Below are 21,363 nucleotides of genomic sequence, written 5' to 3'. Positions count from 1 at the left end.
GCCTTCTTCATTCCATTCAAGATGTTACCCATTCTCCGGAAGCGACAAACTCACTGGCGGAGGACTGAGGTTCGGCGCCGCTCAGGTTAAATACGGCCACCACGCCGGAGAGATATTCGGCCTGGCCCGCCAGCGCATCGGTGGCGCTCGCCGCCTCTTCAACCAGCGCGGCGTTTTGCTGTGTCACCTGATCCATCTGGCTTACCGCCTGGGCGACCTGTTCGATGCCACGACGCTGTTCATCAGACGCCGAGGCTATTTCCCCCATAATGTCGTTCACCTGCGTCACCGAACGAACTATCTCGGCCATCGTGGTCGCAGCCGTATCAACCAGCTTCGACCCCTGCTGTACGCGGTCAACGGACTCTTCAATCAATACTTTGATCTCTTTTGCCGCCTGCGCGCTGCGGCTGGCAAGATTACGAACCTCACCCGCCACCACGGCGAAACCACGGCCCTGCTCACCGGCTCGCGCCGCTTCTACCGCCGCGTTCAGCGCCAGGATGTTAGTCTGGAATGCAATGCCGTCGATAACGCTGGTGATGTCGCTGATTTTCTGCGAGCTGCCGGCGATGTCGCGCATGGTGCTGGCCACGTTAGCCGCCTGCTGCCCACCCTGCTTCGCGGTATCGGCCGCGCTGCGGGAAAGTTGAGCCGCCTGGCGCGCATTATCCGCGTTCTGCCCCACGGTTGCCGTAAGCTGCTCCATGCTGGCGGCAGTCTCGGCCAGCGAAGCCGCCTGCTGCTCGGTACGAGCAGACAAATCGTTATTGCCTGCGGCAATCTCACCAATGCCGGTATGCATCGCGCTGGTGCCGCTTCGAACCTGACTTACCGTCTCTTTTAACGCGGCCTGCATGTTTTTCAGGCTGGCGAAAATCTCCGAGATCTCATTGCGCCCAAAGACCGAAATCGGCCTCGCCAGATCGCCAGCGGCGATGTTGTCAAAGTGGCTACGCACAATCGCCAGCGGCTGAACAATCATTTTGCGCGACCAGGCCAGAGAACCGAGCAAAAGCACCACGGCGACAATCGTCACCACGGTAAAAATCACCGCAGAGAGATGGTAATTTTTCTGACTGTCGCCGCTGGCGGTCGACACTATCTGGTTAATGCTCTGCTGCCAGGCGTTGAAGTTCGCATCAAAAACGTCCTGCGATTTCTGTACCGGGGCGCTCATAAAATCAGAAAGCTGGTTGTTCTCAAGCCACGTAGCCTGATGCTGGAGATCGTCGCGGAACGCCGCATAGCTCGCTTTCGTCGACGTCATCAATTTCTCGATATCGCCGCCCGTCTGCGGAACTTCGAGGAACTGGTTAAACAGCATATCCGCCTGCTTCAGGCTGCTGCGGGCGTTAGCCATCAGGCGCTTAATATCGTCCGGTGGATAGCTCAGCGCCGTCAGGGTACCCGCCCGGTTTAAGGCGTTGCTGGCCTGCAGTAAAGCGGCACGGCTTTGCGTTAACGCATCGCGCTGCTGATTGCTCACCTCGACGCTCTTGAAGTTCTGAAAATCGTCACGAAAAGCCCAGAAAGACAAACCATTACTGCCAATCTGCAGCACGCCGCAGACAATCAAAATCAGGAAAAGAGTGGTCGAGATCCGGATACGGTTTAACATCAAAGCTTCCTCTGACGGCCATTTGGCCGCGATTCATCCGATCAGAAAGTTTCCCAGTTATCGTTATCACCGGCCCTGGCCGGAGTACGCGGGGGGTGAACCACAGAGCTTTGCGCCACCGGCGCGGCCGCTGCAGTTTTTTTACTGCCCGCATTCCCTTGCAAACGGAACGTCGCAACCGACTGAGTCAGGCGACTGGCCTGCTCCTCCAGCGCGGCGGCCGCGGCAGCAGACTCTTCCACCAGGGAGGCGTTCTGCTGCGTAACTCTGTCCATTTCAGAAACGGCAAGGGCGACCTGGTCGATACCTTTGCTTTGCTCATCTGACGCTGAGGCGATTTCTCCCATGATGTCCGTGACTCGCGTAACGGCGTTCACGATATCGCTCATGGTTTCCCCGGCGCTTTCGACCAGCACTGAGCCGGTGTCCACGCGTGAAACGGAATCTTCAATCAGTGATTTAATCTCTTTCGCAGCCTGCGCGCTGCGGCTGGCTAAATTACGAACCTCACCGGCCACCACCGCAAAACCACGTCCCTGCTCGCCCGCACGAGCGGCCTCTACCGCCGCGTTCAGCGCCAGGATATTGGTCTGGAAAGCGATGCCGTCGATAACGCTGATAATGTCGGCGATTTTTTTCGAAGAACCGGCAATGTCGTGCATGGTTTTCACCACGCCGTCCACGACCTTGCCGCCGCGCTGCGCGGTTTCAGAGGCGTTCAGCGCAAGCTGGGAGGCCTGCCGCGCGTTCTCGGCGTTCTGCTTAACGGTGGCGGTCAGCTGCTCCATGCTGGCAGCGGTTTCTTCCAGAGATGCCGCCTGCTGCTCGGTACGGGAGGAGAGATCGTTGTTACCTGCGGCGATTTCAGTGGTCCCGCTGTAGATAGCGTCAGAGCCTTCGCGCACGCTGCTGACCGTGGCGATCAGCTCCTGCTGCATGTGCTGCACGCTGGAGGCGAGCTGGGTTAGCTCGTTTTTTCCTTCAACGTTAATTTTTTCCATCAGGTTACCGGCGGCGATTTCGCGAATATGGCCAATCACCACGTTGAGCGGCTTGAGCAGGATCCGGCGCATGCCGAACCAGACCAGCAGAATGACTGCCGCCAGCGCCAGGGCTAAAATCCCAAGCTGCCAGATGGCGAAGGTATAACCGGCACGGCTGTCTACGTAGGAGGCTTCGTACATGCGGTCGTTAAGCGCCAGATAGCCGTCGTAGGCTTTTTCGAGCGCGTTTTGCATGCCCTGAGTTGACTGGCCAAAGTAGGCGTCCATATTGCCGCTTTCCAGGTAACCAATAAGCTCAGCCAGCGCCTGGTGATAGGCCTGGTAGTCACCGTCGATGTCTTTCACCACGGCGTTCATTTCTGGGGAGATCGGAGCGACCTGTTTAAAGCTGTTGTAGTGCTGCCCGGCGCTGGCGAGGGACTTCTTCGCGTTGTTCAGCAGGTCAGTCTTCGCGGCACTCTGGCTGTTCGCCGGGTCCATCATCATGCGTGCGGCAGAGCGGCTCAGGTTGATACGTGTATGCAGCATCAGGATCCAGGCCTGGTTTAACTCGGCCTGCTGAACCCGTAATTCTCGAGAAACTTTGAAGTTGTCATTATTGTTTTTTAAAGAATTAAAGAACATTCCACCGGAAATGATTTGCAGCAGCGCGAACACCACCAGCACCATCATTAGCATGGTGACAACGCGAATACGCTTTAACATAGGACGCCCTTTTAACGACTTGTTCCCAAAGTTATCGGCACAGGGCGCGGGAACTTTACGTTAAGTCACAGGGAAATTAACCGGTTGCGCTACAGCAACCGGCTATGGGCAAGACGTGGCGGCGATCAATAAGTTACGGTGATGGTCACCGTGTCGGCGTAATCATCGGGGGTATAGTTAGTGCTCGGGATGGTGACATAGACCGGATACTGCTGGGCGATGCCGGTCCCCGTGCTGGAACGATAGTTTGATGCCGTGTTCCCCCACACGGCACCGGATGCCCCGGACGCCTGCCTGAGCTGATAAGGCACCTGGTCGGTATTCGCCCCTGTGCCTTTTAGCACCCCGGTGCCACCAGTGTTGTTATTCGAAGGGGTAAGACCCACGGTGTAAAGTGTACCGTTGGTACAGGCAATGCCGATGGTGTTATTCGAGGCCAGATTGCTTTGCATCGCCGCCACCGCCCCGAAGCTCACGTTGTTGGCATAGCTGACGTTGCACTGCTTGCTGACGGTTGCCATAACGTCAAAGGCAAAGTTTGTGGCAATGCTTGCACCGCAGTCAGCCGGAGGCCCAAGCGCGCCCGTGTTCATCGTGACGGTAGCCTGAACGCTGGAATAACTGTCGAGGTAGTTTCCAGGCGCTGCGGCCGTTTGCGGCAGCGTCATCTGCCCGTAAACGGTCAGAGTGCCGGTTACCGGAGTAAGACTAAGCAAATTAAGCTTCAACACCGGTATAGTGCTTTGCTGAGTCTGGTTCCCCCACGCCCCGCCACTCACCGACCCCTGATAAAGTTCATAGCTCAGCGTGCTGGCAGGAGGCCCGGCAAAGGCCATGCTGCGGTTGCCGATCCCGGCGCCATAAAGGTTAAAGCAAACCGTTATCCCCGCCAGAAGATCGCCTAACTGCTTGGCACAGCTGTAGCCAAACGTCATCGAAGTATTGGGCGTGCCCGGCGCCAGCGGATTGACGGTACCAAAATTTACCGCCTGCACGTTATTCACCGAGCAAACTGCCGCCTGGCTTGCCCAGGGGGACAGCAAGAGCACCGCCAGCAGCAGCAATTGTTTTAATCTCACGCGGATACTCCTGTATCAAAAGGCCACAGATTCGCTAGCGGCACACAATCGGACCGATATTCGGCACGCTTTTCTGGTTCTCGGGGTAGTCAAACTCGGCGAGGCAAACGCCGTTTTCCGTGGTCACTCTTAGCTCGTTGTGACTTTCAAGCGCGTCAAAGTAGGCCAGGCCATCAAACCCGACCACGGTGTCTTGCCCAATGCCCGCCATCAGCCTGACGGGGCTGCCTTCCGCAATAGCATTTCCCCGGGCATCCACCAGGCTCACCTGCGCAGCGCGTACCGGCTTAATGTCAAAATTCACCAGCGTCCCGGAGCGGTCTGCCGGCGTGGCATTCATACTCACGTTACGGATCCGCATATTGGCCGGGAGGTTCATCGGGTCAATGCTGATGAGGTTGTTTTGGTAGCTGTTCAGCGGCGTCACCAGCAGCTGACCGTTGCCGTCGCTGTTGCCGATCAGATTATGCTGCAGCTTCACCGGCACGTTCGGAATACCGTCCGTCGACACCACCGCAAAACCGTTATTGATCTCGCGTGCGGCAAACACACCGCCGCCCATCATCACCAGCGAGCCGGTAGCGCCCGCATAACCGTAATTATTATCAGGAATGCTGCGGAAGCCGCTATACACTCGGCCGTAGCGCCCCAGATAGCCCACTTCACCCTGCCCGCTTTGCTGAGAACTCTGCTGGCTGGCGGCCACGTTCCAGCCCACCCCGCCTTCAGACGGCGGCGTCTTGCTGGCGTTGAGCTGGTACCCCATCTTGTCGCCCGTGCGCTGAACCGTTGCGCCTGCGGTAAGGTTGTTCTGGGTACTGACGGTCACCATCAGGTAAACGCTGCGGTCGCGGCTGTCGTCGATGTTCTGGTTAAAGCTGGCGCTGAGGGAGACGTTTTCGGAAATGGATTTAAACCAGCTGGCGTTGGCATAGCGAATTGCGCTTTGGTCCGGGTAGCGAAACTGCAGATAGCTCATACTGAGGTTCCCGCCAACGCCAAAGTTATACCCCACCACCGCGCTGCCGCTGAACGCGGGCGGCGCGGAACCATAACGAGTGGCAACGTCGCGATAATCTCCGGAGGTGGCCGTGGCGCTGGAGCTAAAGTTGAAACGCCCCCCGGACCAGCGGTAGCCCAGGCCGTATAAATAGCCATTCTCCCCGGAGTCCGAGCTGGCGGCGAGCGCCGTTGAAATTGTTCCGGCCTGGCTGGCGGGGATCCAGTCGCTGCTTATCCCGCCGTTCACCAGGCTGTCGCTGGTTTCGAAATGACCTCCGGCGGTCAGGCTGTTGCTGAAGCCACGCCGCCATGTGCCGCCGATCGCCGGCTCGCTGGCGTAGTCAAAAGAGCTGTAGCCGTAGTTTTTTCTGACCACACCCAGTTCGAGGGACCAGTCGGTCAGCCCTTCCCTCAACAAAAGCTGATCGTTATAAAAAGAAAAGTTCTGCACGCTGGTTCTGCCCAGCGCATCGGTCATCATTACCTGAGCATTCCCTGCCCCGGTGATGTTTGGCAGCGTATTCAACTGGAAGCTGCCCGCCGGCACTTCACCGTTATAATATTTCACCCCATTGACATATAGCTCAACGCTCGACGGCAGCGTTGCCGAGCCAAGAAAAGCCGGCAGCGGCGTCGTGGGCATATTGGGATTAAGGCCAAAATCGGTACCGATCTTTACCCCGGCGATACGTGTCTGACGGGACCAGGAAAGCGAACTGGTTAGCGTGTCACCGAGGGTGACCGCCAGCATTTTATCGGGAAACGAAGAGCGCCAGCTGGTATCAAGTCGGCTAAAGGACTGGTTGTCATTTTGCTCGGTGGAATAGCGCGTAAGCTGGGTCGAACTGAATACGCCTGCAGCGCCAAACGCGCGGAACTCACTGAATGAATTGAAGTTACTTTCTTTCCCGCTGTCCGCATAGAGATCGTAGTTCAGCAATGCGCCGACGGCATTTGAGGCCGTCGGAGAGGACATATCCGTCTGGTTTAGCTGGGTTGTTTTCAGATCTAGCAGGCTCAGCGGCGCGTTCAGCGCCAAAGTTTGCTGCTGAACGTTATAGTCAACCGTGACCTGCGAAATATCATTGAGGTAAAAAGGCGGGCGCGCTTTTTCCGGCAGGCGAAATCCCAACTGACGCAGGGCCATTGCGTCGCCGTATAATTTGCCGTTAGCGTAACCAAGATGAACCAGACCCACGGGATTACCATTCACCGTCGTGTCGAGATATAAATCAACGCCTACAGGCTGAGCTGTGTCATTTTTGACCGCATTCTGAGGTAAGTCATTATTAGTATCTTGTGCTGCCGTTATGCCTGAGAAAAATAAACCATTAAGCAATATAATTTTTACCAAAGAATATGGCCAGTCATAGATCTTGTTCTGTTTTTTGACCATTGATAGCGACTTCAACTTTTCCACTATGGTAAGCATCACCGGCAGATGAAGATATTATCCACCGCATAGTTGAACCTGGAAGAACATAACCTAGCAGACCTGAAGTAATCGTTTTTCGCGCACCATTAGGTGAAATAAACGTCATGGCCGAAAGCTGAGCGTGGCTGTTTCCCTGATTGCTCACTTCGATAAACGTTTTGCCCTCGATATTAATTAATGCCCATTTTAGCTTCGCCGAGTTTTCCCCCTGCCCAACGGGCTGTAAAAACACCGGAACGGAATAGCGCATCACAAACTGAATTTTATTCCGCTGCAGTTTGGCCGGCGGGAGCTCATCGATAAACAAGCGGTACGCCTGTTCCACCTGGTTGGCGGCAGGCCCGGTACGGATAACCCTGATCAGCTGACGCTCCCCCGCCGGCAGCGTCACGATTGGCGGGCTAATAACCAGCCCCTGAGACGTTGACAGCTTGTCGGCATAGCCGCTTTGCTGCCAGTTGAAAACTCGCACCTGCGCGTTAAGCGGCGCATCTCCTTCATTACTCAGCCAGATCCCATCTGCATTTTGTGCCGCCCTTAACGTCAGGTTAACCGGTGATATTTGCAGGCCACCGGCTAACGCATGCCCCCCCGCCGCCAGCGCCAGCCACAGGCACGCACAGGCGGAGCGTCCACCTAATTTCAATTTCATCCGCTGTCCTGAAATCAGTAGTTAACGTTGACGGTAACCGTATCCGCATAGCTGTCTGGCGTGAAGTTCGCGCTCGCCGCCGTCGCATAGACGGTATAAGTCTGCGCGGCGCCCGACCCGGTACCCGCCACGCCGTTACCGACCACGGTGGTGGTCGCGGTGTTCCCCCAAACCGGCCCGGTCGCCGAGGTTTGGTTCAACTGGTAGGGCACTTTATCGGTGTTGGTCGCGGAGTTAGCGACTGACGACATGGCCCCGGACCCGGTGGTGGTTCCCCCGTTCGCGGCGGAAGGTGCAAGGCCGATAAAATAAGGCGTTGTCTTTGAACAGTTAACGGTAAAGGTATTGCTTTGCGAAGTGTTTACTGCACTGGCGTTAACCGTCCCCAGGTTAATATTCGAGCCGCTGCCGGCGGTCACCGCGCAGGACTTTTGAATAGTAATGAGGACCTGAAATGTGCCGTTTGCCACCGCCGCATTAGCCGATGGAATAACCGCAAACGCAGTACAAGAGAGAATTAAGCGTGCTGCAGTGGCTGAATTCATATCCTTAACCTTATTCAAATGACTCAATCATGCTTCGTGAATACGCAACGAAGCGGTACGGGATGATTTAACGTTAGATTTTTCTCTTTCCCTGTTTTTCTCTTTAACTGTTTTCCACTTTAATAGTGACAGCCGACACCATAACTCGCCGGTAATATAATTCGCCCTGAAATCTCATTCGCTGCCTGTAAAATACCGTGGGCAATATCGCACTCCACCTGTTTGTACATTTTACAACCAGGCAATGCGGCTTCCCGGGCGACATGGGCAGGCGAACTGGTAAGAAAAAAATCAGTACGTTACGTCATCACTTAGTTGAAATTTAGTTTAGAGACCCGGAAATAACCAACCGCGCGGCAAAATTCAGCAAAACGGCGGATTGACGAGTTATTTACTATTAAAACAGTGAGTTAACCCTTCCCCCTCATACCTTGATGCAAACTGAAAAGAATATATCCGTCAGTTTGTGATATTCATCACAAATAATGATTAAGCACTGCTTAATTAACAATTTACAGAATTTATAAAAAAGAGTTGTATATCGACGCCGTTTGATTCAATTTATGCTCCGCATATTTACTGCCCGGCAATAATAATTATATAGGGGTCAGTAAGTTACAAAAAAAAACACATTAACTACAGTCAACTACGGGATACTAAGTCAGTGGCAAGTTCAAACAAACTCACGCTATTCATCATTTTGTTCATGATAGCGGGGATCTTCACCGGTGCGGCCATCCACGAATACGCCGCCGCAGACGTTATCAAAGGCTATGCCGACAACATCACGCTGTTTACCGACATCTTCCTGCGACTGATCAAGATGGTGATTGCACCGCTGGTCTTCAGCACCCTGACGGTCGGTATCATGAAGCTCGGCGAAACCTCCACCATTGGCCGCGTGGGCGGTAAGGCGATGGTCTGGTTCGTCTCCTCTTCCGTGCTTTCTATTCTGGTCGGGCTGTTTATCGTTACCCTGGCGCATCCAGGCGCGGGCATGAATCTGGAAGTGCCGACGGAAGCCGTACAAACCGGCCTTGCCGTAAGCGGTATGACGCTGAAAGCCTTTATTTCTCACACCATTCCAACCAGCATTGCTGGCGCGATGTCGGACAACGAGATCCTGCAGATTGTGGTGTTCTCGATGTTCTTCGGCATTGCCGGGGCCTCTCTGGGTGAGAAATTTAACGCACCGCTGGTGAGCGCGCTGGATGTGGTTTCTCATATCATGCTGAAAGTCACCGGCTACGTTATGTACGTTGCGCCGTTGGCCATCTTCGCCGCCATCTCTTCGGTAATTGCCACCCAGGGCCTGGGCATTCTGCTGAACTACGCGTCTTTTATCGGCGGCTACTATGTGGCTATCGTACTGACCTGCGTGGTGCTGATTAGCGTGGGTTATATGGTGCTGAAGCGCGACGTCTTCCGCCTGTTGGCGATGCTTAAAGATCCGGTGCTGGTCGCTTTCACCACCAGCAGCTCTGAGGCCGCTTATCCAAAGACTCTGGATCAGCTAACCCGCTTTGGCTGCTCGCGTAACATCGCGTCGTTCGTGCTGCCTATCGGCTACTCCTTTAACCTGGTCGGCTCGATGGTTTACTGCTCCTTCGCGTCGATGTTTATTGCCCAGGCTTATAACATTCACCTCTCCTTCTCCGAGATTGCCGTGCTGATGCTGACGCTGATGCTGGCGTCAAAAGGGATTGCCGGGGTACCGCGCTCCGCGCTGGTTGTGCTGGCGGCGACCATCCCAAGCTTCAATATCCCGGTGGCCGGGATCCTGCTGCTGATGGGTATTGACCACTTCCTGGATATGGGCCGTTCGGCCATTAACGTGCTGGGCAACGGCGTGGCTACCGCGATGCTGTCCAAAAACGAAGGTATGCTGGAAGAAACCGGCAGCGTGCCGGTGGCAGAAGTTAAGGCATAAAAAAAGGGGCTACCTGCCGGTAGCCCCCATTTTCTAATCGATTCGATTAAGCAACCGCAGAATCCAGCAGCTCCATCTCTTCGCTGTTCAGCAGCTTCTCGATGTTCACCAGAATCAGCATACGTTCGCCCAGCGCGCCCAGGCCGGTCAGGTATTCGGTAGACAGCGTCACGGCAAACTCCGGGGCAGGACGAATCTGGTCGGCGGTCAGCGACAGTACGTCGGATACGCCGTCAACCACGATCCCCACCACGCGCTTCTCAAGATTCAGCACGATAACCACGGTATTGTCGTTATATTCCACGCCGTCCTGCTCGAACTTCAGGCGCAGGTCGATGATCGGCACAATCACGCCGCGCAGGTTGGTCACGCCTTTGATAAAAGCAGGCGTATTCGCGATACGCGTTACCTGGTCGTAACCGCGGATCTCCTGCACCTTCAGGATATCAATGCCGTACTCTTCATCGCCGAGGGTAAACACCAGGAACTCCTGGCCTACGTTTTCCCCGGTCAGTTTTGTCACATTCGTTAGTGCAGTCATTTGCGTACCTATTTTCTTATGCAGTTAATCAGGCGACGGTAAGCGCCAGACGTTGTTCACGGTTTAGCCCCTGCAGCGCAGAAACATCGACGATCAGCGCCACGCTGCCGTCACCCAGAATGGTGGCAGCAGAAATTCCCGGTACCTTGCGGTAGTTGCTTTCGAGGTTCTTCACTACAACCTGATGCTGACCAATCAGCTGATCGACCAGCAGCGCGTAGCGACGTCCGGCGCTTTGCAGGATAACGACAATGCCCTGCGTGGCTTCGGTTTTCGCGCCCTGAACGTCAAAGACTTTCCACAGTTCGACCAGCGGCAAGTATTCGCCACGCACTTCCAGCACGCGCTCGCCGCCCGCCAGCGGGTGCAGATCTTCTTCCTGCGGCTGGAGTGATTCCATCACCGCGTTCAGCGGCAGGATAAACACTTCATTGCTGACCTTCACCGACATGCCGTCGAGGATGGCAAGCGTCAGCGGCAGCAAAATACGGATGGTGGTCCCGGTACCGGCTTTCGACTGAATTTCAACGTGGCCGCCCATCTCCTGGATGTTACGTTTCACCACGTCCATGCCGACACCACGGCCAGAAACGTCGGTGACCTGTTCGGCGGTGGAGAAGCCCGGCGCGAAAATAAGCATGCCAACTTCGTCGTCGGTCATGCTCTCGCTGACCGGCATTCCCTGGGACATCGCCTTCGCCAGGATGCGTTCACGGTTAAGCCCCGCGCCGTCGTCGGTCACTTCGATACAGATATTGCCGCCCTGATGTTCAGCGGACAGGATAAGGTTGCCGACTTCGGACTTCCCGGCAGCCCGGCGCTTTTCAGGCGACTCGATACCGTGGTCAAGACTGTTACGCACCAGGTGCGTTAACGGGTCGATAATACGCTCGATCAGGCTCTTATCCAGCTCGGTTGAACTGCCCATCAGCGTCAGCTCAACCTGTTTGTTCAGCTTGCCTGCCAGGTCACGCACCAGGCGCGGGAAGCGGCTGAAGACGTATTCCATCGGCATCATACGAATCGACATCACCGATTCCTGCAGATCGCGTGCGTTACGCTGCAGCTGCCCCATGCTGGTTATCAAATCACCGTGATTAACCGGGTCAAGTTCGTTAGAACGCTGGGCCAGCATCGACTGGGTGATGACCAGCTCGCCGACCAGGTTGATCAGTTGGTCAACTTTCTCAACCGCAACACGAATACTGGTTGATTCCGACGCACGAGCGGCAGGTTTATCACGCTCAACGCGACCGGTGGCCGGGGTTAACGGCTCAGGCAAGCCGGCTTTTTGCACGGCGACGGCCGTTTGCGCAGGCGCTTCCGGCACCGCCACGGAAGTCGTTTCCGCGGCCGCTGGCGCGCTGGCTGCCGCCACCGGCACAAAGCTGATTTGTTCTGGCTCAATCACGAAGCAAAGTACGGCGGTAATGTCGTCTTCGCTGACGCTGGTTTCAAGCGTGGCGGTAATAGAAGACGCATCTTTGACCACATCGCTCAGGGTACCAAGATTACCCAGCTCTTCGAGCATCAGGTCACGCTCGGTCTCTTTCAGTCCGTCAATCACCACTCGCAGCCTGCCGCCGTTATCGGTAGCCGTAGCAGCCTGCTGCTCCGTTTCTACCACGGAGAGTTTGGCCGGCGCCGAAGGGACTTCGCCCTTGGCTTCCAGGGCCAGCTGGCGCAGCGCTTTGCAGATGTAGTCGAAGCTGGCAGCATCCGGCTCTTCAGAGTTTTTATAAGCGTCCAACTGTTCCTGCATAATATCCTTGGTTTCCAAAAACAGGTTGATGATATCGGTGTTGAGCTGCATCTCACCGCGCCGCGCTTCGTCGAGCAGGTTCTCCATCAGGTGCGTCGTTTCCTGCAGGATGGAGAAGCCAAACGTTCCGGCCCCGCCCTTAATGGAGTGGGCAGCACGGAAAATAGCGTTCAACTGTTCAGAATCAGGCGCCTCGGGCACCAGATCCAAAAGATGCTGCTCCATATCCGCCAACAGTTCGTCGGCCTCGTCAAAAAATGTCTGATAAAAATCGCTAATATCCATGCTCACGCTATCACCTCATGCCTGGTTGTGGCGCAACTGTGTTATTCGCCGGAGCCGCCGTTGGGACCTGCTGCAGAACCCCGATCGGCTGGTTATCGCTCTCTGAGTTCTCATGCATGATGGCGTCTTCGGTCTGTTTATTAAGCACCAGCAAACTGATGCGACGGTTAATGGCGTCACCGCCTCCGCGTTTGGAGAGGCTCATCTGTGAGGACATCCCGATGACGCGCAGCACTTTGCCGTCGTCGAGACCGCCCGCCACCAGCTCACGACGGGAAGCGTTCGCGCGGTCGGCGGAAAGCTCCCAGTTGCTGTAACCGCGTTCGCCGTTGGCATAAGGCAAATCATCGGTATGGCCGGACAGACTGATTTTGTTAGGAATACCGTTCAGCACTGGAGCGATTTTGCGCAAAATATCACGCATGTAAGGCTCCACTTCCGCGCTGCCGTTTTTAAACATCGGGCGGTTCTGGCTGTCGATAATCTGAATACGTAGACCTTCCTGAACCAGGTCAATCTGCAGGTGTGGCCGCAGCGCGCGCAGTTTCGGGTCGGACTCAATTAGCTGGTCCAAATCCCCTTTAATACGCTTCAGGCGGTTAGCCTCCATGCGCTTGCGCAGCTCTTCAATGTTGGGCTGTTTTTTCACTTCACCCTGCTGCTGGGTGACGTCATCACCCCCGCCGGGGATCGGGCTTTCACTGTCGGCAATACGCTGGCCGCCGGTGATAGCCTGGGCCAGTGGAGTGCGGAAATAGTCAGCAATTTGCGCCAGCTCTTTCGGGCTGGAAATGGAAATCAGCCACATCACGAGGAAGAAGGCCATCATCGCGGTCATAAAGTCCGCGTAGGCGATTTTCCACGAGCCGTGAGCCGCCCCGCCGTGTCCCTTGTGCTTGCGGCGCTTTACGACAACGATGGGATGGGCCTGATTTTTCATACTTCTTCTTCCGTCGCGCGCTGCGCGTTCGGTGAACGCACCGCTCTGACGTGCTCTTCCAGCTCAATGAACGACGGACGCTCGCTGGAGTACAGCGTTTTACGACCAAATTCCACCGCGATCGGCGGCGCATAACCATTGAGGCTGGAGAGTAAAGTCACCTTCACGCACTGCATCATTTTGGTGGTTTCAGCGCTTTTCTGACGCAATACCGTGGCTAATGGGGAAATAAATCCGTAGGCCAGTAAAATACCGAGAAAAGTTCCCACCATAGCGTGAGCAATTAATGCCCCTAACTCCGCGGCAGGACGGTCAGCGGAGGCCAGCGCGTGCACAACCCCCATTACCGCAGCAACGATACCGAAGGCGGGTAATGAATCCCCCATTAACGCCAGGCTGTTTGCAGGTATTTCCGATTCGCTTTCATGGGTCTCGATTTCTTCATCCATCAGCGCTTCAATTTCGAAAGTATTCATATTTCCGCTGATGATCAAACGCAAATAATCGACAATAAAATCAAGCATCATGGAGTCCGCTAAAATACGCGGATAGCTGGCAAAAATTTCGCTTTCTTTAGGGTTTTCGATGTCTCTTTCAAGTGAAAACATCCCCTGCTGACGCGACTTAGCCATCAGACGATAAAGCAATGCCATCAAATCCATATACATGCTTTTGGTATATTTTGAACGTCTGAAGAGCAGCGGCAGCGCTTTTAAGGTGCCCTTAATCGCTTTACCGTTATTCCCTACAATGAACGCCCCAATACCCGCCCCACCAATGATGATAAATTCAGCAGGTTGATAAAGTGCGCCAAGGTGGCCGCCGGTTAACATGTAACCGCCGAACACTGTCCCTAAAACAACCAGGTAACCTATTAAAATCAGCACGAGATCATCCTTACGCCGTTGAGTGTAGCGAGGATGCCCAGGGGGGCAGATGCAGCGTCATGTTTGGGCATAAAAAAAGCAGCGGCAATCACTCACCGCTGCTGGAATACGCAAACACAGAATCTGTTAAACAGCCTGTTCCACCTGGTCATCCAGCAGTTGTGGAATAATATCGGCAGTATTCTGGGAAAGTTTACGTCTTTTTACCGCCCTTGATGGCGGCTGGCACAGACTGCAGGCAAAGCTGCCGACCGGCTGGTGTGCGTGGGTGATAAAATTCCCCCCACAGCAGTTACACTGGCTTAACTGGAGCATGCCGCTCTCGACAAAACGCACCAGTGTCCACGCGCGAGTCAGCGCCAGAAGCGGGCCGTCGGCCTGGGAAGGACATTGTTCAAGGTAAAGTCGATAGGCTTTAATGACCGCATCAACGCCGGTGCAAAGCCCACTGCGAAGTAAAAACTGCCAGGCATTACAGAACATGGAAGCGTGAATGTTTTGCTCCCAGGTCATAAACCAATCAGTAGAGAAAGGCAGCATCCCTTTTGGAGGAGGACTTCCACGGAGTTCTTTGTAGAGTTTGATCAGGCGACCACGGCTCAGCTGCGTTTCGCTTTCCAGCATTTGCAGTCGGGCACCGAGGGTTATCAGCTCCATAGCGAGCTGAATGTCGCGAGCTTCCTGGACAATACTTTTCTCGCTCATTTGTTATGCCCTTTTTTTCTTAGGTGCCTCGGCAGGCGTCGACACCTCATTCAATAAACGGGTAGATAACAAAATACCGGTATGAATTTGCTGTAAATCATCCACACGGGAGTCTTGTGTTAAGCGAGTAATCGCCTGACTTTCGTTAAAGCGGAACTGACAAACTAATTGGTTAGTTTCTGCCAATTTTACCATTTGGGGCAACGTGAGTTCCCCTAGTGTATTTGCCATATCCTCAGCGATGCCTAAACGAAACATTGCTGATGCTTTGTCCTGACTAATAAGACGCTGTGCAAGCAATAAATACGATAAATTAATGTCGTAAATATGTTTTAGCAACTCGGAAGTATGCATTTTTTCCATCCCGAATAACCAACTATTATTGTATGCGGCCTAGCCTAAATATTTCGGATGACAGTAACGTGTCAACGTCAGGAAATTCTCCAGAAACTTACAGCTGTAAGAAACCGAAGCGAGCCTTCGCGCCATTACCGTTTTCTGAACTATTAGGGGGTTGTTACCGCACCCCGCGATGTCGCCGGGTCGCCCCGGGTAAATTAAAACAATCGTTACGGCCAAAATGCACGGATAAATCTTACGCTCTGACTAGGCTCCTCCGCCTACCGCGGTAGAAGCTACTTCCCTGACAAAGCCCGAACGCCTGTTGTCGTTCATCATTTTATTACAAAAAACTAAGATTTTTCCTAATTCGGGCAAACTCTACTCGCAGCCCCTGGCACATACAATGCAGCCATCGGCGATTTTGGAATTTATGTGACGCAGATCACATAAATACATCATCCTTCGAAGTGAAAAGCATCAGAATCGCTTTTCATTTGCTTACTTTTTAATCTGATTGAGAATTTTACCGATAACATCAGACGAATAGTGACACTGAAACATCACAACTCCATGAGTTACCATTGCTTTTTATCCGATACCGGCGGTCAGGAATGCTTAGGCGATCACACTTTCCGAAAGCCGTTAGGAGTAACCTGCTGTTATTCAGAGACTTAAGCTAAATTATAGCGGCATTTTAACCGAGCGTTATGATTTCAAAAGCGCCAGTTACTGAAAGTTATCACTCGATCCAGGTTCGCAAATTAATCCGTTCGCCTTATGGCAAATTTTTACAAATCGTCTACGAAATAATGTTGCAAATTCGTTTCATAAGAATAACTAAACAATTTCTATGAGTGGCTTCACATTTCGTATGGCGACAAGCGTTGCGCCTGGACAACAAGTGGTGTAAGAAAATGTTAACAATTCACACAATATGTGGAGGGTCCGTATGAGCTATCGTCATGTGCTGGTTGCCGTGGCCATCACGCCTGAGAGCCATCATCTGGTGCAAAAGGCCGTCTCTATCGTCAAACCCGTCAACGGAAAAATTACTCTCGTCACGCTAGCCTCCGATCCCGAACTGTATAACCAGCTTGCCGCCCCGATGCTGGAAAACCTGCGCGATCTGATGCTGGAAGAAACCCACCTTTTTCTCGATGAGCTGAAAGAGAAAGCGCAATATCCTATTGAAAAGGTAATTATTTCCACAGGGGAACTAAGCGAACACATCCTGGATATCTGTGAAAAGCAGGATGTGGACCTGGTGCTTTGCGGCAATCATAATCAGAGTTTCTTCGGTAAGATCACCTGCTCAGCCAAGGCTGTCGTGGCCTCAAGCCAGGTTGATGTGCTGCTGGTCCCTCTTTAGAACGACCTCAACAGGAAGCGGAGCCTGCTCCGCCTTTCCGCCCTCTGCTAAACTACTTTCCGGGTTATTCCATAGCGACTAATTATGCCAGTTTCGGAAAACTCGATTTTTTATCCTGACTTTCTTTTCTCGCCAATAAGAACAAAAATGTTCAAATACGCGGCACAAATTTAGAATCCTGCCCGCGTGAATGATAACCCGCTTCCCTCAGCAAATTGCCCTCTGCTCCTCAGCCGGAGCAACGTCAGCACGCCAGGGCCTCAAAATCATCACGTCAGGCCATAAGGATTTGCGATATGCACAAAAAAACAACTCATTAGCCACGCCCGCGAATCCAGGGCCAGGGATCTCCTCTGATTTGCTCTCTTTTTATACTTTCGATCTTTTAATGCGCAATCCCAGCCCCTCCTCAGCGTCGATTAATTTTCATCTTGCCTGGGATTTTTTTGTTTGGTGCACGGATTTCAGAATCATGAAAATATGCAGCAGGAGGCACAAAGATGATCTCACCCCGTTTAAGTGAAAAATAGTAAAATTAACCAAGAGGTAAAAAATGATTAACACACAAACGCCGAACAGGCACGCTTAACATGCTCTTAACATAAAATGAGAGCGAAACCACGAAAACAAAGTTCAAATATATTCTATATCAAATACAGTGAGTTACGCCTCACCCAGAAAATGAACATCTCGATGCACTATTATCATGAAAAAAATTAAAGAAATGATAAATAGCCTTGCTTAGGACTTTTCTCGAACTTGATAGCAGCGTATGGTTATTTAATACCCCATAAAATTGTCCACGGAAATAAGGATATTAATATGCCCGCTGCCAGCATGATCCAAAAACTTAATGCGCAAATTAATCGTGAATTTTATGCCTCCCATTTGTGTCTGCACCTGAGCGCCTGGTGCACGAAGAACAGCCTGACCGGCAGCGCGAATTTTCTACGCAGCCAGGCTCAAAACAACGTTACGCACATGATGCGGGTATTTAATTTTATGAAGCACTCTGGCGGCATGCCGAGCGTAGGCGCGATGTCTCCACCTGAGTGCCACTGCCTGACGCTTGAAGAGCTATTTCAGCAAACGTTGGATGATTACCACCTGCGCCACGAAACGCTGGCTACCCTAAAAGAAGAGGCCAAAGCGGCCAATGCCGGTAAGATCGTGAGCTTTCTAATGGCGTTAAGCAAAGAACAGGATCGGGACGGTGAACGGCTACAGACGATCCTGGAAGAAGTGCGCAATGCTAAAAAAGCGGGCCTGTGCATGAGCCAGACCGACCGACATCTGCTGAATTTTGTCGAACACGAGTCTCACTGAGCACCCCCTCTATAGATAAAAAAGCACCTGCAGGACGCCGGTGCTTTTTTTATTATCTTGTGGACGCTTTGCCTTCCGGCGTCGAGGAGAAGGAAAGAAGGATTAGTGCGCCTCTTTCTGTTGGGTAAATTTCAGCTCAATCAGGGCTATCGCTTTTTGAATCGCGCGGCGAGTTACCGGGTCAACGGCAGCAGGATGGCTGGTAAAATCGATGGTTTTCAGCTGTTCTGACATCTTTTCACGGACTTCAACCGGCGCAATCACATCAATCACGTCGAGAATTTGTTTGATAACCAGCTGGCACGCCACGACGTCGGAAACCAGTTCCTGATCGGCAGAGAGTTGTTCGGCCATTTTAATCTCCTGTTTTATTTGCGCGACAGTCTACCTGCCCCGCTCCGTGCGAGGCAACAGTCCATTCGGCGTAAAATCCCTAAGGCGGGGACAAAAGCCCCCGTGGATTTACTTTTCAAACTGCCAGCAGGCAACGCGATGCCCCGGCGAGATCTCCTGCATTTGCGGAGGCTGCCGATGGCATTTCTCCATAGCTCGCGGGCAGCGGTCAGCAAATTTACAACGTGTACCTGCACCAATCTCCCCGGCGGTTTCGCCTTTTAGCCCGCCCTGCTCCAGCATTTGTACATGCGGGTCGGCGAGAGGAATAGACGCCAGCAGCGCCCGGGTGTAAGGGTGAGCCGGCTGGTTATACAGCGTTTCTGCCGGAGCCTCCTCCACCAGCGAGCCGAGGTACATCACGCCAATACGGTCAGAAATATGGCGCACCATCGACAGATCGTGAGCGATAAACAGGTAGGTCAGGCCTGATGCCTGCTGCAGATCCTGCAAAAGATTTACCACCTGCGCCTGCACTGACACATCGAGCGCGGACAGCGGTTCATCGCAAAGAATGAACTCGGGGTTCACCGACAGCGCGCGAGCAATACTGATACGCTGGCGCTGCCCGCCGCTGAACTCGTGAGGAAAACGATCGAGGTGCTCACGGCTTAAACCCACCTGCCCCAGCAGCTCCAGCGTTCGACTTTTCCTCCGTTCAGCATCGTAGCCGTGAATACGCATCGGTTCGGCAATCAGCTGCTGCACCGTCATGCCTGGATTCAGTGAGGAATAAGGATCCTGAAAAACGGCCTGCATCCGGCGGCGGACGGGTTTCAGCTGACGTTCGCTTAGCCCGGCAATGTTTTGCCCGTCAAACTCAATCTCACCTTCGGTGATGTCGAACAGCCGCAACAGGCTTCGGCCTAGCGTTGACTTGCCGCAGCCCGACTCTCCGACCAGGCCGTAAGTTTCCCCTGGATAAATATCAAAACTGACGCCGTCCACGGCCTTTACCGTCGTGCGTGGCCCGAACCAGCCCCGGTCAGAGGTGAAATGTTTACTCAGGTTGCGGACGCTAATCAGTGGAATAACCTCAGGCATGAGCCACCTCTTTTTCCCACAGCCAGCAGCTAACTTCGTGGCCGTCGGCGAACGTGTGTTTAGGTGCCGCCTTATCACAAACGGCCATGCGTTGCGGACAGCGAGCGGCAAATGGACAGCCCGCAGGGGGATTCAGCAAGCCGGGCGGGCTCCCTTCTATCGGAGACAAGCGTTCTTCACTGCCGTCAGGACGGGGCAGCGACGCCAGCAGGCCACGCGTGTAGGGATGCGAGGGGCGATAAAAAATAGCCTCTACGCTTCCCTGTTCCATCACCAGCCCGCCGTACATCACAACCACCCGCGAGCACACCTGCGCCACCACGCCTAAATCATGCGTTATCAGCAAAATTGCGGTATCCGTCTGCTGCTGAAGCTGTTTAAGCAGCCGCAGGATCTGCGCCTGGATTGTCACGTCCAGCGCGGTAGTCGGCTCGTCGGCAATCAATAAAGACGGATGGCACGACAGCGCGATGGCAATCATTACCCGCTGGCGCATGCCGCCGCTAAATTCGTGCGGGTATTGGTCGTAGCGTTTTTCCGGCTGGCTAATGCCCACCTGCCCGAGCATCGCAATCGCCTTCTCTTTAGCCGCCTTTTTGCTCAGGCGTTGATGACGAATAATGATTTCACTCATCTGCCGCCCGATGCTCAGCACCGGGTTCAACGCGGTCATCGGATCCTGAAAAATCATCGCTATCTCACTGCCGCGAAGATGGCGCATTTGCTCCGGCGTTTTGCGGGCCAGATCTTCGCCCTGAAAGCGAATATGGCCCCCCACTATCCTGCCGTGGCTCCCCAGCAAATTGATAACAGATTTGCAGGTGACGCTTTTCCCACAGCCAGACTCGCCGACGATGCCCACGACTTCTCCACGCCGCACGCCGAAGGAGACGCCACGCACCGCATGAACTTCGCCGTCGCGGGTAAAGAAGGATGTTTTCAGACTATCGATTTCAAGCAGGTTACTCATCGCGGTTTGCTCCCGGCTCAAAGGCGGTGCGGAACACATCGCCCAGCACGTTAAAGCTCAGCACCGTCAGCAGGATCAGCACGCCGGGGAACATGGCAAGCCAGGACGCTTCACCGATGTAAGACTGGGCATTATTCAGCATGCTGCCCCAGGAGGCATTTGGCTGCTGTACGCCAAGACCAAGAAAGCTCAATGTAGACTCCATTAAAATAGCGGAGGCGATATTCAGGGTCGCCGCCACGATAATCGTCGGCAAAATATTGGGGATAATATGGCGGGCGATTATCAACAACGGATGCTCACCGGAGGCACGCGCGTAAACCACGTACTCACGCTCTTTTAGCGTCAAGGTTTCTGCGCGAACCAGGCGTGACATGTTCATCCAGGTCAGCGCGCTGATGATCAGGATAATGTTAGCTATGCCGGGCTTCAGGTAAGCATTGAGCACCAGCAGCAGGAAAAAGGCCGGGATCGACATGAGTATGTCCACCAGCCTCATCAGCAGGTTGTCTATTTTACCCCCGAAGTAGCCGCTGACCGTGCCCACCAGCGTGCCGATAAGCGTGGAGAACAGCATCGCCAGAAACCCAACCATCAGGGAAATCTGCCCGCCGTAAAGCGCACGCGTAAAGTAGTCCCTGCCGTACTCATCCGTGCCAAACCAGTGCCCGGTATCCGGCGGCAGCATGCGCGCCTGGAGCGACATCTGGTTTGGGTCCCAGGGGCTAAAGAATGCCGACAATGACGCCAGCGCAAAAAGCACCAACACCGCCAGCGAACACTGCGCGGGACGGCTGTGTTTCATGCCCTGTTTAACCTGTGTCCA

General features: G+C 53.9%; 19 protein-coding genes. 3 read left to right on the top strand and 16 right to left on the bottom strand.

Annotated features, from left to right (window positions below; all coding sequences use genetic code 11):
• Positions 1–16 precede the first annotated feature (16 nt).
• The 6 genes from JT31_RS21045 to JT31_RS21020 all read right to left on the bottom strand — a co-directional run bounded on the left by JT31_RS21045 (position 17) and on the right by JT31_RS21020 (position 8,043).
• Complete coding sequence (locus JT31_RS21045; protein ID WP_038481761.1) at positions 17–1,621, bottom strand: methyl-accepting chemotaxis protein; 1,605 nt, start codon at positions 1,619–1,621, stop codon at positions 17–19.
• 41 nt (positions 1,622–1,662) lie between these two features.
• A complete protein-coding gene (gene tar / locus JT31_RS21040; RefSeq protein ID WP_038481758.1) occupies positions 1,663–3,330 on the bottom strand; it encodes a methyl-accepting chemotaxis protein II in 1,668 nt (555 codons plus the stop codon).
• 125 nt (positions 3,331–3,455) lie between these two features.
• Positions 3,456–4,409: a spore coat U domain-containing protein gene (locus JT31_RS21035; RefSeq protein WP_038481755.1), complete on the bottom strand. Its 954-nt coding sequence runs from the start codon at positions 4,407–4,409 to the stop codon at positions 3,456–3,458.
• Between the two features lie 34 nt (positions 4,410–4,443).
• Entirely contained in the window at positions 4,444–6,723 is a 2,280-nt protein-coding gene (locus tag JT31_RS21030) for a fimbria/pilus outer membrane usher protein (RefSeq protein WP_038483417.1), read from the bottom strand.
• A 55-nt stretch (positions 6,724–6,778) separates the two neighbouring features.
• Complete coding sequence (locus JT31_RS21025) at positions 6,779–7,498, bottom strand: molecular chaperone (protein ID WP_038481752.1); 720 nt, start codon at positions 7,496–7,498, stop codon at positions 6,779–6,781.
• Between the two features lie 14 nt (positions 7,499–7,512).
• Positions 7,513–8,043 carry a spore coat U domain-containing protein gene (locus tag JT31_RS21020; protein ID WP_038481749.1) on the bottom strand — a complete coding sequence of 177 codons (531 nt, stop codon included), beginning with the start codon at positions 8,041–8,043 and terminating at the stop codon, positions 7,513–7,515.
• A 664-nt stretch (positions 8,044–8,707) separates the two neighbouring features.
• Between JT31_RS21020 and JT31_RS21015 the strand changes: the two genes are divergently transcribed.
• Positions 8,708–9,973, top strand: a complete 1,266-nt coding sequence (locus JT31_RS21015) for a dicarboxylate/amino acid:cation symporter (RefSeq protein WP_038481746.1) — start codon at positions 8,708–8,710, stop codon at positions 9,971–9,973.
• Between the two features lie 46 nt (positions 9,974–10,019).
• Here the strand turns inward: JT31_RS21015 and cheW are convergent, their stop codons facing one another.
• The 6 genes from cheW to flhD all read right to left on the bottom strand — a co-directional run bounded on the left by cheW (position 10,020) and on the right by flhD (position 15,447).
• The gene (gene cheW, locus JT31_RS21010) at positions 10,020–10,514 is read right to left on the bottom strand and encodes a chemotaxis protein CheW (RefSeq protein WP_016536985.1); all 495 of its coding nucleotides are present in this window, start codon (positions 10,512–10,514) and stop codon (positions 10,020–10,022) included.
• A gap of 28 nt (positions 10,515–10,542) precedes the next feature.
• Positions 10,543–12,561: a chemotaxis protein CheA gene (cheA, locus tag JT31_RS21005; RefSeq protein WP_038481743.1), complete on the bottom strand. Its 2,019-nt coding sequence runs from the start codon at positions 12,559–12,561 to the stop codon at positions 10,543–10,545.
• 10 nt (positions 12,562–12,571) lie between these two features.
• Entirely contained in the window at positions 12,572–13,501 is a 930-nt protein-coding gene (gene motB / locus JT31_RS21000; protein WP_038481740.1) for a flagellar motor protein MotB, read from the bottom strand.
• Positions 13,498–14,388 carry a flagellar motor stator protein MotA gene (gene motA, locus JT31_RS20995; RefSeq protein WP_038481738.1) on the bottom strand — a complete coding sequence of 297 codons (891 nt, stop codon included), beginning with the start codon at positions 14,386–14,388 and terminating at the stop codon, positions 13,498–13,500. The genes motB and motA overlap by 4 nt, the downstream gene beginning before the upstream one ends.
• A 126-nt stretch (positions 14,389–14,514) precedes the next feature.
• The gene (gene flhC, locus JT31_RS20990) at positions 14,515–15,093 is read right to left on the bottom strand and encodes a flagellar transcriptional regulator FlhC (RefSeq protein WP_038481735.1); all 579 of its coding nucleotides are present in this window, start codon (positions 15,091–15,093) and stop codon (positions 14,515–14,517) included.
• 3 nt (positions 15,094–15,096) lie between these two features.
• Positions 15,097–15,447, bottom strand: a complete 351-nt coding sequence (gene flhD, locus JT31_RS20985) for a flagellar transcriptional regulator FlhD (RefSeq protein WP_038481732.1) — start codon at positions 15,445–15,447, stop codon at positions 15,097–15,099.
• Between the two features lie 937 nt (positions 15,448–16,384).
• Between flhD and uspC the strand changes: the two genes are divergently transcribed.
• Both uspC and JT31_RS20975 read left to right on the top strand, forming a co-directional pair.
• The gene (gene uspC, locus JT31_RS20980) at positions 16,385–16,804 is read left to right on the top strand and encodes a universal stress protein UspC (RefSeq protein WP_038481729.1); all 420 of its coding nucleotides are present in this window, start codon (positions 16,385–16,387) and stop codon (positions 16,802–16,804) included.
• 822 nt (positions 16,805–17,626) lie between these two features.
• Entirely contained in the window at positions 17,627–18,130 is a 504-nt protein-coding gene (locus JT31_RS20975) for a non-heme ferritin-like protein (protein ID WP_038481726.1), read from the top strand.
• A 102-nt stretch (positions 18,131–18,232) separates the two neighbouring features.
• Here the strand turns inward: JT31_RS20975 and JT31_RS20970 are convergent, their stop codons facing one another.
• From JT31_RS20970 to JT31_RS20955, 4 genes are all read right to left on the bottom strand, one after another.
• Positions 18,233–18,484 (bottom strand): DUF2766 family protein, encoded by a 252-nt coding sequence (locus JT31_RS20970; protein WP_038481723.1) that lies wholly within the window; start codon positions 18,482–18,484, stop codon positions 18,233–18,235.
• Between the two features lie 108 nt (positions 18,485–18,592).
• Positions 18,593–19,567, bottom strand: a complete 975-nt coding sequence (locus tag JT31_RS20965) for an ABC transporter ATP-binding protein (RefSeq protein WP_038481720.1) — start codon at positions 19,565–19,567, stop codon at positions 18,593–18,595.
• On the bottom strand, positions 19,560–20,537 hold the full coding sequence (locus JT31_RS20960; RefSeq protein WP_038481717.1) for an ABC transporter ATP-binding protein: 978 nt from the start codon (positions 20,535–20,537) through the stop codon (positions 19,560–19,562). Before JT31_RS20960 ends, JT31_RS20965 begins: the two co-directional genes overlap by 8 nt.
• Complete coding sequence (locus JT31_RS20955; protein WP_235212892.1) at positions 20,530–21,342, bottom strand: ABC transporter permease; 813 nt, start codon at positions 21,340–21,342, stop codon at positions 20,530–20,532. The genes JT31_RS20960 and JT31_RS20955 overlap by 8 nt, the downstream gene beginning before the upstream one ends.
• Between the last annotated feature and the right edge of the window lie 21 nt (positions 21,343–21,363).

Source organism: Cedecea neteri, assembly GCF_000757825.1.
Taxonomy (GTDB): Bacteria; Pseudomonadota; Gammaproteobacteria; order Enterobacterales; family Enterobacteriaceae; genus Cedecea; species Cedecea selenatireducens.
Note: the sequence above shows the minus strand (reverse complement) of the source record. Positions and strands in the feature narration are given on the sequence as shown.

Coding starts and splice junctions, on each gene's coding strand:
- JT31_RS20970 (WP_038481723.1), bottom strand. CDS start 18,484: ATGGCCGAACAACTCTCTGCCGATCAGGAACTGGTTTCCGACGTCGTG.
- JT31_RS20975 (WP_038481726.1), top strand. CDS start 17,627: ATGCCCGCTGCCAGCATGATCCAAAAACTTAATGCGCAAATTAATCGT.
- JT31_RS21020 (WP_038481749.1), bottom strand. CDS start 8,043: ATGAATTCAGCCACTGCAGCACGCTTAATTCTCTCTTGTACTGCGTTT.
- JT31_RS20960 (WP_038481717.1), bottom strand. CDS start 20,537: ATGAGTAACCTGCTTGAAATCGATAGTCTGAAAACATCCTTCTTTACC.
- motB (WP_038481740.1), bottom strand. CDS start 13,501: ATGAAAAATCAGGCCCATCCCATCGTTGTCGTAAAGCGCCGCAAGCAC.
- flhC (WP_038481735.1), bottom strand. CDS start 15,093: ATGAGCGAGAAAAGTATTGTCCAGGAAGCTCGCGACATTCAGCTCGCT.
- tar (WP_038481758.1), bottom strand. CDS start 3,330: ATGTTAAAGCGTATTCGCGTTGTCACCATGCTAATGATGGTGCTGGTG.
- JT31_RS21025 (WP_038481752.1), bottom strand. CDS start 7,498: ATGAAATTGAAATTAGGTGGACGCTCCGCCTGTGCGTGCCTGTGGCTG.
- cheA (WP_038481743.1), bottom strand. CDS start 12,561: ATGGATATTAGCGATTTTTATCAGACATTTTTTGACGAGGCCGACGAA.
- JT31_RS20965 (WP_038481720.1), bottom strand. CDS start 19,567: ATGCCTGAGGTTATTCCACTGATTAGCGTCCGCAACCTGAGTAAACAT.
- cheW (WP_016536985.1), bottom strand. CDS start 10,514: ATGACTGCACTAACGAATGTGACAAAACTGACCGGGGAAAACGTAGGC.
- JT31_RS20955 (WP_235212892.1), bottom strand. CDS start 21,342: ATGAAACACAGCCGTCCCGCGCAGTGTTCGCTGGCGGTGTTGGTGCTT.
- JT31_RS21045 (WP_038481761.1), bottom strand. CDS start 1,621: ATGTTAAACCGTATCCGGATCTCGACCACTCTTTTCCTGATTTTGATT.
- uspC (WP_038481729.1), top strand. CDS start 16,385: ATGAGCTATCGTCATGTGCTGGTTGCCGTGGCCATCACGCCTGAGAGC.
- flhD (WP_038481732.1), bottom strand. CDS start 15,447: ATGCATACTTCCGAGTTGCTAAAACATATTTACGACATTAATTTATCG.